The organism is Methanosarcina sp. DH2 (assembly GCF_020804225.1).
Classification (GTDB): Archaea; Halobacteriota; Methanosarcinia; order Methanosarcinales; family Methanosarcinaceae; genus Methanosarcina.
This window is the reverse complement of record NZ_WJBI01000001.1, coordinates 739,924-757,287: the sequence shown is the minus strand read 5'-3', so window position 1 is coordinate 757,287 and position 17,364 is coordinate 739,924. Positions and strand designations below refer to the sequence as shown.

8 protein-coding genes are annotated in these 17,364 nt (G+C 37.6%); 4 read left to right on the top strand and 4 right to left on the bottom strand.

Annotated elements, in window-relative coordinates; translation table 11 throughout:
• Positions 1 to 9 precede the first annotated feature (9 nt).
• From FXV91_RS03275 to pap, 3 genes are all read left to right on the top strand, one after another.
• Entirely contained in the window at positions 10 to 2,490 is a 2,481-nt protein-coding gene (locus FXV91_RS03275) for a tetratricopeptide repeat protein (RefSeq protein WP_229388279.1), read from the top strand.
• A 507-nt stretch (positions 2,491 to 2,997) separates the two neighbouring features.
• Entirely contained in the window at positions 2,998 to 3,462 is a 465-nt protein-coding gene (locus FXV91_RS03270) for a hypothetical protein (protein ID WP_229388277.1), read from the top strand.
• A 2,983-nt stretch (positions 3,463 to 6,445) separates the two neighbouring features.
• Positions 6,446 to 7,957: a polyphosphate:AMP phosphotransferase gene (gene pap / locus FXV91_RS03265; protein WP_229388275.1), complete on the top strand. Its 1,512-nt coding sequence runs from the start codon at positions 6,446 to 6,448 to the stop codon at positions 7,955 to 7,957.
• 338 nt (positions 7,958 to 8,295) lie between these two features.
• On the opposite strand, the gene FXV91_RS03260 is transcribed toward pap, so the two are convergent.
• The 4 genes from FXV91_RS03260 to FXV91_RS03245 all read right to left on the bottom strand — a co-directional run bounded on the left by FXV91_RS03260 (position 8,296) and on the right by FXV91_RS03245 (position 13,787).
• Positions 8,296 to 8,802: a response regulator gene (locus tag FXV91_RS03260; protein WP_229388273.1), complete on the bottom strand. Its 507-nt coding sequence runs from the start codon at positions 8,800 to 8,802 to the stop codon at positions 8,296 to 8,298.
• 981 nt (positions 8,803 to 9,783) lie between these two features.
• Positions 9,784 to 10,212 carry a response regulator gene (locus tag FXV91_RS03255; protein ID WP_229388271.1) on the bottom strand — a complete coding sequence of 143 codons (429 nt, stop codon included), beginning with the start codon at positions 10,210 to 10,212 and terminating at the stop codon, positions 9,784 to 9,786.
• Positions 10,213 to 10,215: 3 nt separating this feature from the next.
• Complete coding sequence (locus FXV91_RS03250; RefSeq protein WP_229388269.1) at positions 10,216 to 12,837, bottom strand: histidine kinase dimerization/phosphoacceptor domain -containing protein; 2,622 nt, start codon at positions 12,835 to 12,837, stop codon at positions 10,216 to 10,218.
• Positions 12,838 to 13,001: 164 nt separating this feature from the next.
• Complete coding sequence (locus FXV91_RS03245) at positions 13,002 to 13,787, bottom strand: winged helix-turn-helix domain-containing protein (protein ID WP_229388267.1); 786 nt, start codon at positions 13,785 to 13,787, stop codon at positions 13,002 to 13,004.
• A 2,467-nt stretch (positions 13,788 to 16,254) separates the two neighbouring features.
• Between FXV91_RS03245 and FXV91_RS03240 the strand changes: the two genes are divergently transcribed.
• The gene (locus tag FXV91_RS03240; RefSeq protein WP_229388265.1) at positions 16,255 to 17,247 is read left to right on the top strand and encodes a hypothetical protein; all 993 of its coding nucleotides are present in this window, start codon (positions 16,255 to 16,257) and stop codon (positions 17,245 to 17,247) included.
• Positions 17,248 to 17,364 lie beyond the last annotated feature (117 nt).

Sequence of the window (17,364 nt, the reverse complement as noted above, 5' to 3'; positions counted from 1 at the left end):
TCGTTATAAATGAAGCCTGATCCTGAAAATTTATCCACTCAGTTAAATAATATAATTCTTATTGCTGGAAGTATTCTCTCAGAAAAAGTCGATGAACAATATAAGCTTGACTTGTTGGCTGACCCCAAGAATGCAGCTCTTCACGCAAGCTATGGATACTTCCTTGAGGTTATGGGTCAGTTAGAAGAAGCAGGTGAAGAGCTTAAGAGTTCTTTAGATCTCGATCCCCGACGTGTAGCTACTCGCATAAATTACGGACGCCTTCTTTATAGATTAGGGCATCCAGAGGAAGCCGAAAAAGAATTTAAGATCGCTTTAGAAATTGACCCAAAAAATGCGGCTACTCACACAAATTATGGATTTTTACTTCAAAAAACGAATCGTCTAGAGGAGGCAGAAAGAGAGTACAAACTTGCTTTGTTAGCCAATTCTACTGACCTTACTGCTTATGTGAATTATGGAACTCTTCTCGATAAAATGAACCGACTAGAGGATGCTGAAGAGCAGTATAAGAAAGCCCTAGAAATTGATCCTCAAAATCCAGTGATCCACTCAAATTATGGAGTTATCCTTTACAAACTAGATAGAGTAAATGAGGCTGAAAAGCAACACAAGCTTGCTTTGATGTCTAACCCAAAATGTGCAGCTATTCATTACAATTATGGTATTCTCCTCGATGGTTTGGGTCGGTTGGAAGAGGCAGAAAAAGAATTTAAGATCGCTTTAGAAATTGACCCCGAAAATTCAAACTATAATTATCGTGGTTTACATTTTAAAGTTGATAATCATAGTAAATTCCAAAATGCGATTCATTATGATTATGGATTTATGCTAGATAAGATGAATCGTCCAAAGGAAGCTGAAAACGAATTTAAAACTGCTTTAGAAATTGATCCTCGAAGTTCAGATCTCCATTATTATTATGGACAATTCCTTTATGAAAATGACCGAAAAGAAGAGGCAGAGAGGGAGTACAAGCTTGCTTTGGTATTTGATTCCAAAAATTTAGCAGCCCACTCGAGTTATGCAATTCTTCTTGATAAAATGGGTATGCTCGAAGAAGCTGAAGAGCACTACAAGATTGCTTTAGAGATTGATCCTCAAAACTCAATAAACCACAACAATTATGGATATTTACTAGATAGAACGGGTCGAATAGACCAAGCAGAAGAACATTACAAAATTGCCTTAAATATTGATCCTCAAAATTTAACTACTCATGCAAATTATGTCAATCTTCTTAATACGAGGAATCGGTTTGAAGAGGCTGAAAAACACTACAAAATACTTTTAGCCAATGATTCGAAAAATAGAGAGCTAAATTACAATTACGCCCATATCCTTTATGATATGGATCGACTAAAAGAAGCCGCGAAACATTGTAAAAACTTCTTAAAATATGACCCTAATTATGCAGACATTCGTTTTTTATATAGTCTTACGATCTTGCATTTACCTAGGATTTCAGATAGAAAAGTTAAAAAAGAAATGGAAAAAGCCGCTCGCTTATTTGCAGAAAGTGGAAATAATTTTTATGAGCATATAACTCGAGCAATAATTTATGATGCACTGGCAAATAAATACTATCAGTTGGCACAAAAATATAATATTGAGGAAACTAATTCAAAATGTTGGAAATATACCGATATCTCAGGCGACGAATATATTGAAGCCGGCAAACAGTCAGGAGAGGGGTCAGAGGGGGAGTTACTAACTTTAGGATATATAAAGAAAGGAAAAGCTAGAGTTAGAAAAATTGTTCTTTATACAATTTATCCTAATAATAGTTCTGATAGTGAAAATTTTAAGAAAATTATAAATGGTATACAGGAGGCAGCAGAGTTCTACAAAAAGGCCGCTGAAGCATCCACAGAAGAAAACAAAATCTGTAATGCTTGTTTCGTTTCAATGTCGGTTTTTGCAGATATGCTTGATTGTATGAGAGCAATAATTGAAAAGAGAACTTTTACAGATCTAGATAATAAAGTGCCTATATGGAAAAACAAATTAAGTTACTCTCACGAAGTCTACATTGGAAATAATAAAGGAGAATTATTTGTTGATTCTTTATATAAGGCTATAGATTGTATGCAAAATCTTAAAAAATATAAAGAAGACGCTATGTTTTTAGACGAGAAGGCTGTTGAGGAATGTATTATGGAGCTAATAGAGGTTACTAATAATATTGAGGGTCCTCTTCAAAAAATATTATACAGTTCCGCTGAACAGATGGACATACATAGAGAACAAATAAAAACATGGGATGGAACTATTACTCCATGTTTTACACTTCCAGAGTCTGAGCCATCAGCTCTAAAAAAGTTTCTGATAAAAACAGTGAATATGCTCAAACTAATCATCAAATACATTAATACTTTGATATTAGTTATTCTTACAGCTGTTATTGGAGTAATCGTGACTGTATATAGTGAAAATATTATTAATTTGTTTAACGCATTTATCAGTCTTCTTTCCAACTATTTCAATTAAACTTACAATTTCTACATCTTACTGATTTTTTAATGCTCTTTTTTATGTGACTAGTTTAGAAAAGATATTCGTATTAAAAAAATACTATTTGAGGATTTTACCAAACGATCTAACAAAAAGATAGGATTTAAATTGATTAAAAAGCTAGTTACCTTGAAAATCTTGTGTAACTTTTTTGATTACTGCCTTTGAAGAAATAGCAATTAAAAATATCGGAGAAAAAATTTAGATTCGATTCAAAATTTAGAAAGGATTGAAAATTTAAAGTGACTTATTTTTATTACAACTGTTAGATAAAATTATATTTTTAGTGTTACGAATTTAGAGAAAAGGATGCTTTTTATTTTACTGGTCGAATAAATGTCACCAAAATGAAGAGTATCTATATCCGATTATTATTAATAGGGTTATTACCTTAAACAGAAATCAAAGAGGAAATTAAATACCAGTCCGGAAAAAGAAAAATTCACTTTCAGGGACTTCAGGCCTCATTCAGGAGCGGATAATATGGAATATAGGTACGACCTTAATGAAAAAACTCTTTATATCGAAGAAAACCGAATACCTGCGTATAGCCTGGAAAAAAACGAGATTGGGAACTGCACTGTTTGCGACTCCATGATAATGAGCCTCAGCTACCATTCTGCAGGGGAGAATATAGCAGTCATAACAAAATGTATTACATGCGGTGCCTTCTACGCAAACATTTATGATTCCGACTGGAACTGGGTAGATGAGGCTCAGGTAACTCTCCTTCCCATCCCCATACCTATAAGCAATCCCGTAATTGAAAGCTGGGAAGAGCTTGAAGCCGTACCCATAAAAAAACTTGAGGCAGTTTTCTCAAAAGGGGAAATTGAAGCCCTTTTTGCCCGGGCAAAAGACAGGACTCCGGTTCGCCAGTATCTGTACAGGGCACGCAAAAAATATGAGCTTTTTGAAGAAATTTTTGATTTAAAGCTGGAATTATAATTTCGTTACATGAGAACATCTATTTTTTTAGTAGGATCTGGACCGAGATATTCTTAAAATTAATTTAAATGTGATAAATAATATAAAGTTACGTGAAATTAAAAATATCCAGATCGCTAAAAAAGAACAATAACGTAAAAATCCATTTCAGAATAAATATGTAACTATTTTTTGAATCAGAACATCTGGGATAAAAATTAAGAAACAAGGCTCTGGATTAAATAATGAAAAGCTTGAATAAGAATACAAATGTAATAATGTTAAATATAACAATGTACTAAATGTGATGTATTAGTAGGATCAGTTTGATGAGAAATAAAGTGAGAATATTATCCCAAAATGCTTATTGATAAAGTAATCATTTAATGATTTGCCGGATCATGCCAGAATATGGCATAGTAAAAAGTTCTTTAGGACAAAAAAATATAATAAGTCGGATGTTCTAAACAAAAGTTATTTATTCTAAATAAAGGTACTTTATCAGAATATTTCGTATCGTTTCCTTATTTTTTACCTATGTGTTTTTACCTATTTTTAAATTGAATAGTGTAGAGGATCGGGTCGAAATAGTAATATATAAAAATAGGTTAATAAAATACCATTATTGTAGTAAATATATATTTATTCAGTTATAAAATAGAGTATTTTGAAAGAATTAATAGAAAAATAAAATAGTTAAGTAGAAAAAGACTTATTTCAGAAAATGTTTTATTTTCTTCCAGAGGCTAGAATTATGGAGTTTCTCGGTAAACAAAAAACTGTAATTATTTCTCAAAACATCTAAGTGGCGTTTTTACTGAACAATAATGCTCTTTTATAATATATCTTCGCATTAATTATTATTTATTTGCATAGGGATTATTTTTGATTTCAGGCATCCCTTTTTAATCCATACCTTCGACCCGGTGAAACGCTTCGGATGAATTATTCCTATAATATATAGGAATCAATTTTGCTTTGGGTGAATTTTCCTGATCAACCCCTTATTTTGTTAAGTCAATTATTTCAGATACTATAGGAATAGAGTACTTTCTGCCGATCACCGCAATAGTAAATATGAAACAATATTGAGGTAAAATAATTCTGAGAATCTCTATAACCATACATATAGTATCTATGTACAGAACGTTCTATTAATTCCATTCTTCTAAACAATTATTCTTAAAAAATATACATAGCTTTCCATTAATAAAGACTCCGCTGGATAAATCGATTTCTATGCCTGTTTTTTACCTATGTGTTTCTGATGAAATTTTAACTGAATAGTCTACCATATTCACTCAAAAAACCATATTATAAATACAGATTAATAAAATGTAGCTACATGAATAATTTCTATAAATATTAAGAAATCTTAGAAATCCATTGACTGTAAATAGATTATAACTTCAAAAATAATCTATGCGCTCTAAGACATGGATTTATTTGTTGAGTATCTTTTTAAATGAAGTGAAGAATTATCTATAATTAAGATTATATTAAAAATTCATCAAAAAAATAATCGACTTAAAGTTAAATGCTTATTTTAGATTATAATAGAATATATTTATTAAAATAGGCAATGAATTAATAAGTCATTATTTAAATGAACTCCCCAGAATAGTGTTTTACCCATAACACATTATTAAATGCATTCATTATTTTAGAATCCACTCAATGATTATGCTATATTTGTGAATATATCATGATGAATGGTTTATAAAAGAATATATACAGGTAACCAGACAATAACATCCTATCAAATACATATATTTTGACGCTACAATTACCGTAGTATATTAAATTTTGAAACGCATCCAATAAGATATATGCATTAAAGTTAATATGTGTAAAATTAACATTGTTATTTGAAACGCGCTTAAACATATAGGTAATTGAATATCGTGCGATAATTATCTTATAATATATATGTATTTTAGCCTGGTCAACTGTTGTAATTTACATAATACCTAGTAAAAAGCATATTACTATATATGCCTAAATTAATATATTCATTGTATAACCCACATTGCCTGAAAATTGCATGTGAATGATTCATTTATTATATCTTAAGTCACATATGATATTTAATATATAATATTTGACAAAGAACTAATTTATGCCCCATTGTATTTAATTATGTATATATCTTCATGAATAATCTCCTGAAAAAACGACAGTTAGCCTAAAAAAGATAGCGATTAGCCTCAAACCTATTCAGCATATTATTAGACTATATTTATAAAACTACTTTTGCTTCCCTCCGTGTACTATTCAAATTGAATTATGCATAAAAAACACATTCATAAGATTATAGCAAATATTGAATATATTTAATCAATTTTTAAAATATATGTCCAAAATTAATCTATAAAAGCAGGTTATACACGACAGTTAATAACTTAAAATAATGCATGTAAAATGGAAAATACTATTATTTTTTACTTACCTATTTCTATCATTGCTTACCTTTACTTCTTACTTGCCTTTACTTCTTACTTGCCTTTACTTCTTACTTGCCTTTACTTCTTACTTGCCTTTACTTCTTACTTGCCTTTACTTCTTACTTGCCTTTACTTCTTACTTGCCTTTACTTCTTACTTGTCTTTTACTTATTACTTCTTTATATCCGCATACTTTCGATTTATCTCAAAAATTTAAATAGTGAATTAGCCTATAATAACCTATAATATTGTTAGACATACTTACTAACGCCATTAGAAATATCTGAAATAGATGTTTATAAACCTCACAGGCATATCTGGAATCCTTATAATATGAGCCGATCCCAAACTCAAAATTGCTTCTCTGAATCCGGTATCTCAAATAATAGATCGAGTTTATGATCAGGGAAAATAGTTCTGAAATATTTATGATTTGAGAATAAAATTGTTTTTGGATGAGTTCTATGTCTTAAATTAAGGCAAAAATTATACCTGCATATTAATATTACTCTAAACATACCATAAGAAATCAGGTTTCAAAGATAATACAGGACTCAAACATGCTTGAAAACGTTGATCTTTCCCAGGCGATAACAAACGAAGAATATAAAAAGGTAATGAAGGCACTTGAGGTTAAACTCGGTGAACTTCAACGACGAGCATGGGAGCTGAAAATACCCATTATACTTGTTTTTGAAGGCTGGCACGCATCAGGAATGGGGGAGGATATTAACCGTTTTATCCTGCCTCTGGACCCTAGGGGATTTGATTTCCATACAATGACCAGGCCATGTTATGAAGACCGTCTTAAGCCTTTCCTGCTGCGTTTCTGGGCGCGGACTCCTGTAAAAGGAAGGATTGGAATCTTTGATCGGAGCTGGTACAGCAGAGCAATAATCGAGCTCTTCGGAAAAGAAAAAGACGAAAAGGCCCTGGAAAAAATCCTGGAGGAAGTAACTTATTTTGAACGCCAGCTTGCGGACGATGGGTACCTGATACTCAAATTTTTCCTTCACATCAGTGAAAAAGAGCAGAAAGAGCGGTTCAAGGAGATTAAAAAAAGGGACATTCCCCTTATTATCGATGAATATGAAGGGAAAAACGGAAGAGAGCTGGATTTTATCGATCAATATGATGAATACCTGCCTGTCATAGAAAAAATACTTGAGAGAACAGATGTTCCCTATGCCCCCTGGACAATAGTTGAGGCAAACGACAGGAATTATGCAGTCCTGAAAATCATGGTAACAGTAACTCATGCAATCGAGACATATATTGAAAAGGTAACAGGGATTCCGGGGCAACAGATAATAAAATACCTTGACATGGCAACTATTAACCTTCCTGTACTTAACGGTTCAGCCCTGGAAAAGACTGACCTCTCAAAAAACATTTCCGTGGAAGAATACAGGGAGTCCAAAAAGCTTTACCAGCACAGGCTCGAAGCCCTCCAGTATGAACTTTTTAGACAAAAACGCTCAGTTGTAATAATTTTTGAAGGCTGGGATGCTGCAGGAAAAGGAGGGAACATTCGCCGCCTTGTGGAAGAGCTGAACCCCAGGCTTTACAGGGTTGTGCCTGTAGGCTCCCCAAATGATACTGAAAAAGCCCACCAGTACCTCTGGCGCTTCTGTGATTCAGTCCCTATGGCTGGACATATAACTGTTTTTGACAGGAGCTGGTACGGGCGTGTTCTCGTAGAAAGAGTAGAAGGTTTCTGTACGGAAGAAGAATGGAGAAGAGCCTACAGGGAGATCAACGAGTTTGAGAAAATCCTTGCTGATGCTGGAACAATCATCCTCAAATTCTGGCTCCATATAGATAGAGAAACCCAGCTAGAGCGTTTCGAAAGCCGGCTGAATGAACCGGAAAAACGATGGAAAATCACAGAAGACGACTGGCGGAACCGGAAAAGATGGGACGACTATAAAGTTGCAGCCGATGAGATGCTTCAGAAAACGAGCACTACAGGTGCCCCATGGATTGTTATTGAATCCAGGGACAAGCGCTTTTCAAGAGTAAAGGTTCTGAAAACTGTAGTTGAAACCATCGAAAAAGAATTAAGTGTATAACCAAATATTAGGCGGCCCGTAGTTAGTCGGTTGATATTACTAAAGGGCAGCCTTAATGGCATCTTTCAACCTTTCTTTCAACCTTTCTTTCAACCTTTCTTTATAAACGTCGCGCGCGGCCTGACCGACTGGCTTCGATCAAATTAAGGATCAATCTTCAACCGCGCTGGAAAAATAAAGTGTCAAAATATCAACTGCTTGACAGTGGACGATCAAAAAGTAATAAAAATCAAAATTGAATATAATCAAAATTGAATATAATCAAGGTTGAGAATGATCAAAGTCGAATATGTAATCAAAATCCCTATAAATATTAGTTCGGGAGATTATTTTTAATTCTAAAGACTTTCAGTGCACTCAACAGATCCAGGAAGTTTTCGAGGATCTTTTTCGCATTTTTCGATGGATTCCTCAGATTTTTCGAAATATTTTTCAGCATAATTAAAGCCGTTTTCAAGCTCATGTTTTTCTACCCTGTGCCTGCATAGAGCTACGTCAATACCTTTTTGCAGGTCCTTCTCATCAAAAGGTTTTACAATATACCCCAGAGGTTCTGTCTTCCAGGCACGCTCCACTATTTTGCTTTCTGAACAGGCGGTCAGGTAAACCACAGGCACATCAAAGCGGGTTTTTATCTCTTTTGCAGCTTCTATCCCGTTCATATCCCCTTTTAGCATTATGTCCATAAGCACGAGGTCGGGAAAGGTACTTTCCGTTTTGTTTATGGCATCCTCTCCGGATGAAGCGACGCCTACCAGTGTATATCCCAAACTCTTTAACATCCGTTTTATTCCCATCGCAACAATATGTTCGTCTTCGACAATAAGAATTCGCCCTTCTGGCATTCATTACACCTTCGTTTTGCACTTCAGCACCTGAACTGTTTTTATTCCCCTGTTTACCCTGCTGAAGTTGTTGGTTTGACTACTGATATCTTTATCAATCTTTCTATCAACTGGATTCAAATCTTATCTTCCTCCCTTAAGAAAAGGCATTTTGAAGCCATTTGAAACTGGCATTTTAATAATGACATACAGAGTATCTGCGGCATCCACTCCGAAAAATACTATTAACACAAGCTTCAAACTTACATTCCTTTCTGTCCCCTAAAGATAAGAGGCATCAATAGTGTTCTTGAATAACTATTCTAAATGATTTGCAAATTTGCAAATCCTCCGTGTGACCTCCGGCTTACCATCATTTTATCTGTCCAGCGGATCTACAACCGTAGAAAACTATATGGTCAAAGAGAGCCTCAAACCGGGAGTTCTTCTTATATGGAGTTTATATCTAAATGATGCTATATAGCCTCCACTATACGGTATTGACAAAAGAGAATAGATAATTTCAAGTCTTTGTCCTGTGCAGAAATGAAAGGTTATTGCAAGGGATACGCGATATTTTGATGCCGTCCAAAATTTTAACTACAAGAATTGCCCTTTCCAAGGAATTTGTTATTTTTTTCCCCTTTTACGAGATCTTATAACAGTATAACCCGGAAAACCAGAAAAGATGCACTCAAATTCAGAAGGAATCAGTCAAATATAGGAAGGTACCGGCAGGAAAAAAATCTCACAAAAACTCTACAAACAAATCCAACAAACAAACCCCATAAAAACAAATCCAACAAACAAACCCCATAAAAACAAACTCCATGAAAACAAATTCCATAAAAACAAATCTTGTAAAACAGGTAATAAAAGCCGACATATAATGGAGCTGAATCAGAGTTGAAGATCTGAGCTTAAGAATGAGCACGCTGAAAAGTTTATAATGACTTAACAGATTATAATGACTTATCCTTCTAAAGACCGATCTTCCAATGGCTATTTTTCAGCCTGTTTTTCCTCTTCATTTCCTTCTTCGGGATTTTCTTTTTCTTTCCTGTACCTGTGCAGGGCTATTTCTATGTTGCTGTGCAGGTCTTTTTCATCAAAAGGTTTTACAATATAGCCAAACGGACCGGTAATTTTAACCCGTTCAAGAATACTGCTGTCGGAATAAGCAGTTAGATAGACCACAGGCACATCAAATCGTTCTCTAATTTCTTTTGCAGCTTCCACACCGTCAAGTTCCCCTTTTAGCATTATGTCCATAAGCACAAGGTCGGGAAAGGTACTTTCCGTTTTGTTTATAGCGTCCTCTCCGGATGAAGCAACACCCGTAACCGTATATCCCAGGCCCTTCAACATGCGCTTTATTCCCATCGCAACGATATGTTCATCTTCTACTATCAGAATTCGTCCTTCTGCCATTACTTACACCCCTGGTTTGTACTTCAGCTCCTGAAAAATAATTTTAAACTCGGTTCCCCTGCTGGTATCAAGTTCTATACTCCCGTTAATCTGATCAACAAGTGCGGTCACCAGCTGGAGCCCGAGAGAATCTGTATTTCTGAAATCAAGGCATTTTGGGAACCCTTTGCCATCGTCCCTGACAATCAGGGTCAGCCTGTCCTCTAACATATTTTTTCCCTGTATGCTGCTGTTAATTCCATTACAATCGATTTTCTCGCACTTAGCAACTTGACCTTCTGCATTTTTATAATTTTCTCTTTTTGAGCGAGAACCTCTTCTGTTCCTGTGCAGCTGGATGCAGATTTCTCCGTCCTCTCCTCTGGAAAAGGCATGTTTAAGGGCATTTGAAACAAGTTCATTGATTATAATACCCAGAGGGACAGCAGTATCCATCCCAAGGAAAATGTTATCAACATCGAGTCTCAGGCTGATTTTTCCATTTCCTACTGAATAGGACTGGAAGAGATAGCTGGAAAGGTCCTGAATATAGTCTGCGAAATCTACGCTTACCATATCTTCAGACTGGTAGAGTTTTTCGTGAACAAGAGCCATGGACTTGACCCTGTGCTGGCTCTCTTTGAAAGCTTCCATTACTTTTGTGTCTGAGAAGCTCCCGGACTCGAGGTATAGCAGAGTTGAGATTACCTGAAGGTTATTTTTGATCCTGTGATGAATTTCTTTTTTGCGGATTTCTTCGATCTGCAACAGAACTTCTTCAGCTTTCTTGTTTTCAGTTATATCAAGGATAATGCCCTGCAAATGGATCTCGTTTTTCTCGTCTCTCTGTATGAAAGTCCTTTCATCCATCCAGCGGACTTCCCCGGACCTTGTGAAGATCCGGTATTCCGAGGTATAGACCTCACAGCCTGATTCCACATTTCTTGCAAGTTCTTCGTGCATCTTTTCGATGTCTTCCGGGTGGACGATATCCTCGTAGAAAACCTTCTTTGAGGTAAAATCCTTTACTTCATACCCCAGCCGTGTAATATTTTCCGAAACAAATTCTGCAGGCCAGCCGGGTTCGTATTTCCATAAAAAAACGATCACAGGACTGTTATTAATCACTCGTTCCATTTCTTCTTTAAGCTTGTTGGAACGTTCCAGCTCCATTGCGTAGTCCAGCAGGGCTTTTTCTGCTTCCCTGCGCTGGGTTGTAACAAGATCAAGAGCCCTGCGTGTCTCTTCAATCCCGTCCGTAAGAAGTTTAAAATCCCCATGCCCGTGAACAAGGATCTCTCGCTTGAAATCATTGTTCTGGAAAGCAGTCAAAACAGCATTAGAATCATCAATAATCCTGTTGAGGGTTTCGGAAAATTTGTCCAGAGTATCCCCAAGCTCCCTGAATTCTCCCTGCACATCCACATTTACCCTTTCCTTCAATTCACCTTTTGCAAGGGCGTTGGTTACTCTTATGGTTTCCCGGATAGGCACGATCACGGCTCTAAGAATTTCGTTCAGGCCGTTTGGAATTTCCCTGAAATCGATTTCCACGTCGGTATTTGCCCTTACATCCAGTTTGCCTTTGACAGCCTCCTGTGCAATGTTCTTGAAGTCATCAACAATATCATCTATTGGTTTTGTGATGGATCTGGCGATCATATAGGCCAGAGCGGCCATGAACAGAATTGAGATTGCAGAAATTATAAGAAGCCGATCTCTAAGGTCAGTTACCCCGGCAAGCATTTCTTCCTTAGGGACGACCAGCACGAAAGCAAAGTCTCCGGTCTCAACAGGTTCGTAAAACATAATGACGGTTTTGCCTGTAGTCGGGTCCTTGACTTCAATGTGCCCTCCGACCCCCTGCCTGATATCAGCTGCGGCATTTTTGATTTCTTTAACATTGAAATCCGAGAGACTTTTCTTTCCGATCCAGCCTTTCTGCGCAGGATGAGAGAGAAAAACGCCGGTATTGCTTACCATAAAAGCATATCCCGTATCAAAAGTTCGAATGCTGCTTGCTACCTCGTCTACATACTCAAGCGGGACATCCACACCGGCAATTCCTGCAAATTCCCCCTCTTTAAAAATAGGAGAGTCATAGCTCACCATGAATATCCCTTCATAAAAGTAGGGTTCGGTCAGGATGTCTCTCCCAGTAGTTTTTGGCAACTGGTAATAGTCAGAAGAATCATAATGGACAAGAGGCTCAACTGCTACAGGACCTTCAATCTTGTTGCAGTAAGGGACAAACCTGCCTGTTGAATCATGCCCTGAGGCATTAACATAGTCCCTATCCCTGCCGTCAAAGGCATTCGGTTCATAACCCAGATAAACCCCGATTAAAGTGGGATTATTTTTAAGGATGTTTTCAAGAATACCTATTGCCTCTTCCCTGTCTGCGACCCTGTATTCAGCCATGGTAAACGCAAGTGTTCTTGCAACAGCCTGGTTTGCCTTCATCTGAGCATCAAACTGGTTTGCATAGTTACCTGCCATCTCAATGGATTTTTCATATGCAAGCTTCTCTTCCTGAGAGGTCACAGTCCCGATTATAACTGCTGTAGATACGGCAAGAATGAGAAAAACTCCGACAACAATAAAAATAACCAGCTTTGGTTTCAGGGGGACGTTTTTTAACCTCATAGTACTGGACTCCCGCAAATCAGGTTTTTTGGGGAAAGACTGAGCATGGGTCGGCGGCTATCGTGTTGAAAAACCGATGATATTGAACAGGAAATATTAAGCAGGAAATATTAAACAGGAAATATTAAACAGGAAATATTAAGCAGGAAATATTAAACAGAACATTAAATCTCCGTTACTTTCCTGGCAGATTTTCTATAATGCATAAAAAGCTCCCTGCCCCAGCGAAGTGCACTTGCATCGAAGCTCATCACCTTTCTGTGGTCATATCTTCCCTGCCTGTCAAAAAGGCAGAGGTACATGAAACGGTCCGTGACAGCAATTGTAGGAATATTAAGGCTTTCTTCGCAGACCACTACAATCGTATTTTCAGAATCCAGAAGGGACCTGAGATCGTCAGGGGAGTCATTTTTCAGCCTCTCAAATACAGGTTCCGTCAGTACAAGTTCTACTTCAGCTTCACTCTTTGCAAGCTTCGAATAAAGAGAAGGGTAAAGAGGGTGATAATAGGAAAGGGAACTCAGGATGCACCTGGATTTTGTAAGGTTTTCCGTAAACTCTCTGGGAAGATCAAAGAGATGGTTCAGGTCAGGCTCAATTACCATGCATTCTCCAAGTTCACCGAGGCGCATGAACAGATCATGGGGTATGACACTGGTATCCCGGCTTGCCCAGTATTCTTTGTTTTCCTCGATGACCTCAAGTGTATTCAAAAGAGGGAGCATGTTCCCTACAACCAGTTTCCCGATTTCCGAAAGCTCGTAGGTCTCACCTTTCTGGAGAACCAGTTCCTGCTTTTTCAGGATCTTAACCTGAGGCATCATCGCTTTAGAATTCACATTGAGTGAGGTCTTTATTTGCTCGATGTCCCTTGGTCCTTCCATAAGCAAAAGGAGGAGATTTTTTCTTTTTTCAGAAAGCCAGATAGTATCGCATAAAGAGGAGCTCATTGCTACTCCCTTATATAAATAATCTTTTATTAATATGTTATGTTTTTGTGGCCTCTGATTAATCGGTTTATGCCTTCCACACTACATGGAAAAAATACTTACGGTTTTCAATCTACCAGACAGGCTATATGGTCCACTATCAAGGAAAAGCAATTAAAGGACCGTCCACTTAACTTGAAAAATATACTTTTTTGAGCCAGGATCATTTTAAGCCTTTTAAAAAATTTAACGGCGCCAAAAAATCCAGTGCCAGATGAATCTACCTCTCACTCTATCTTTTACCTGAAAGTTTTGATAAAGCATTGAGGGTTGGGCTAAATATTATTGAAACTATAAAGTAATCAGGCACAGGGAAAGTAAAACCTGTTCAGTGCAGTCAAATTGTCTGGAGAATATACCCGGCACATTTCAAAGAGGAATAAATCGGTATAAACCAGTTAGCAGTTTGAAAACGGCACTAAAACAGTAAAATAATAATCTAAACAAAAAATGGCAAAACCAGAAATATTGTTGCATCCTCAAAAAAATAAAAACCTCCCCGGATAGATATAAATCCAGTTTATAAATCCAATCCGGAAAATTCTAAGTGCCTGAAAACAAAAAAGGAGCATAACGATAGCTGAATATCTAATGGCGATCAGCCTTTTAGTCTACTGCTCCTTATCCTGCAATTGCATTACGAGACATCCAGAGGGGAATAGCAAGTGGGAATGTTATGCTCCTCAGGGCTCTCGAACAGATATTCTTTTTCAAGATCTTTTTTCAAGATATTTTTTCAAGATCTTTTTTCAAGATCTTTTTTCAAGATCTTTTTTCAAGATTTGTATCTGGAGTTTCATAATTTACGTATATTTACGTTTATTATTTCGAATTTACATCTGTTTTTTCTGAATTTAGATTTTCTATTTCATAATTTATTTCAGTCGAATACCCCGCTAGCTTGCTGCGGGGATAGAAAACTTCCCAGGTAACCGTTAATGATAATAAGATTTATCAATTCCATTTTTTGTTTATTGACTTCTGCTCGAACTAAACCTTATTAGGTTTATTTCTTCTTTTACGGACTTTCGAGCGGTGGCGCGAATATATCCCGTTGATTGCAGCGGGATGCGCCAGCGCAACTTTGATTTCAGAATCTATATCTGCAATCTCAAGCCTGAGAAAATTTTAAAGCCGTTGAAAAAACTCATGAAAAAGGTAATGTCCATAATCTCCTTCTCCAGCCATAGCTAGCAGAAGAAACTTCATAGGTTGGGCTATATATTATCAGATATATAAAAGAGAGGTGTCAGGAAAAGGAGATTCAACCTGACATGATTTGAGGCTAAAAAGAAGGGAGGCTTTATTCCTGCACATAAAGCCGATGCTTCAAAGAAAGAAGACATGTAAACTTATAACATGTCAAAAAGGATCTCAAAATATACAATGAGTGTACTGGATATGAGTTTGGGAACTCACTGAAATAAGCGGTGCACAAATCTGTGAATTGATTAAATCTGTTTGGAAGCATATTAAAAATGTTTTCGATAAAAAAACATGTGGGTTTGGGATTTATCAAGACAATTCGTCAGGAAACGGATTAAGAGAGAAAGTCAGTTGAAAGCAGAAAAAGCCAGTTGTATTCCTACAAATATCTTCGTTTGGAGAGAAATTAATTGGGCAAACTGCCGGTCAGACAGAGGTCAGGGTTTCAAGTAAGGATTATGATAACAATGGTCCTAATGGCGACTTGAGATATGGCAAACCTGAACTCATGTCGTGACCGAGAGAATTAAAATAATCAGGTTCAGAGATTTACCTTAATCTGATTCAAGGCAGCTAGCCTTTTCGTTCTCCCATCTGGATAAAACAAATAGAAAAAGAAATGCTGGTTTAAATACTGAAATATATTCTTTCCCTTATTTTCCTGACGGATTCTACTTTTCATAAAAGCTTTTTACCAGACGGATTTTTCTCTTTCTTTTGTATTTGGTCATCCCTAATTATTGGTTGATCTTGCCTGAACTATGAAGAAATATCTCAATTTTCTCTGAATCACATGAGCCTCGTGTTATGGAAATCTAATTATTGATCACCTAATAAGCTACGAATCTCTTTATATCGATAACAAACTATCAAAATATTATGTTCAATAATTAAATTGTCGCGACACTAGCCATTATCCGTGGCCTATTTTTTAATCTGGATAGTTGTGTTCCAGCTGTTTTCTCCGTCTAATGCCTATAATATTGATAGTTATCTCAAATATTGTACCATCAGGCTTTTTTCTCAAAAACATTATGATGAAGGTTTTAAGAGGAATTAGCTCATTATTATAATAGTATCATTATAAAGTAGTTGGAGTGGGGGTATCACGGCTAGTAATGCCGATAATTTTAAGAGTTTTTCGGATTATGCTCGTTAAGAAAGAGCAATAGCTGTGATCATTCTCCAAAGTTGAAAAGAGACTTTAGAAAGGAGGAATATCATGAGCGCTCAGGCTCAAGAAGAAGGAGAAACTCGTAAACCTGAAGATCAGGCCAAGGAAGCTGCAAAGCAGGCGCAACAGGCTGCAGAGCAGGCACAGCAGGCCAGACAGCAGGCACAGCAGGCTGCAGAGCAGGCACAGCAGGCCAGACAGCAGGCACAGCAGGCTGCAGAACAAGCCAGACAGCAGGCACAACAGATTGGAGAACAGGCCAAGGAAACTGCAGGAAAAACTGGAGAACAGATACAGGAGACAGCAGGGCAAGCTGAGGAGCAGGCAAAGGAGACTGCTGGGGAAGCTGGAGAACAGGTACAGGAGACTGCCGGGAAGGCTGGAGAACAGGTACAGGAGACTGCTGAGAAGGCTGGAGAGCAGGTACAGGAGACTGCAGGACAGGTCACAGATACGGCAGGACAGGCTGTACCGCAGGGACAGCAGCCACAACAGGGACAACAGCCACAACAGGGAGGGGGGCCTTTAGGAGGCCTGGGAGAGACTGTAGGTGGTCTCACAGGAGGTCTCGGGCAGGCTGGACAGCCACAACAGGGACAACCACAGCAGGGAGGAGGGCCTTTAGGAGGCCTGGGAGAGACTGTAGGTGGTCTCACAGGAGGTCTCGGGCAGGCTGGACAGCAGCCAAAGGAGGAGAAACCAAAGGAGGAAGAGCCCGAGGAGGAAGAGCCTGAGGAGGAAGAGCCTAAAGAGACCGAAAAGCAGCCACAGCCGCAACCGCAGCAGGCACAGCAGCCGCAGGAGACTGGCGGAGGTGGAGGGCCTTTAGGAGGTATAGGAGGTCTCACTGATACTGTAAGCGAAACTCTCAAGTCGGTCACGGACACCACAAAGGGTATCGGAGGTGGTCTGCTCCCTGATATATCAGTCCTTTCACCGACTGCTGAAGCAGGAGCTGAGGCTAAATCTGATCAGGAGGGTGAAAAGAAAAAAGCCGGGGGAGGACGAGGGCAGAAAAAGACACAGCAACCACAGCAGTGAAGCCTATGATGATCTGGAAAGATAAAAGAGCCGCATATTGTGCGGCTGTACCCAGGCATCTAATACCCGAGATATCTCAACCTGAGATATCTCAAACCCGGGTAGTCAATTCGATAG

What these genes read in the sequence shown, in the direction of transcription:
- FXV91_RS03275 (WP_229388279.1), top strand. Translation starts at nt 10, where the DNA reads ATGAAGCCTGATCCTGAAAATTTATCCACTCAGTTAAATAATATAATT.
- FXV91_RS03270 (WP_229388277.1), top strand. Translation starts at nt 2,998, where the DNA reads ATGGAATATAGGTACGACCTTAATGAAAAAACTCTTTATATCGAAGAA.
- pap (WP_229388275.1), top strand. Translation starts at nt 6,446, where the DNA reads ATGCTTGAAAACGTTGATCTTTCCCAGGCGATAACAAACGAAGAATAT.
- FXV91_RS03260 (WP_229388273.1), bottom strand. Translation starts at nt 8,802, where the DNA reads ATGCCAGAAGGGCGAATTCTTATTGTCGAAGACGAACATATTGTTGCG.
- FXV91_RS03255 (WP_229388271.1), bottom strand. Translation starts at nt 10,212, where the DNA reads ATGGCAGAAGGACGAATTCTGATAGTAGAAGATGAACATATCGTTGCG.
- FXV91_RS03250 (WP_229388269.1), bottom strand. Translation starts at nt 12,837, where the DNA reads ATGAGGTTAAAAAACGTCCCCCTGAAACCAAAGCTGGTTATTTTTATT.
- FXV91_RS03245 (WP_229388267.1), bottom strand. Translation starts at nt 13,787, where the DNA reads ATGAGCTCCTCTTTATGCGATACTATCTGGCTTTCTGAAAAAAGAAAA.
- FXV91_RS03240 (WP_229388265.1), top strand. Translation starts at nt 16,255, where the DNA reads ATGAGCGCTCAGGCTCAAGAAGAAGGAGAAACTCGTAAACCTGAAGAT.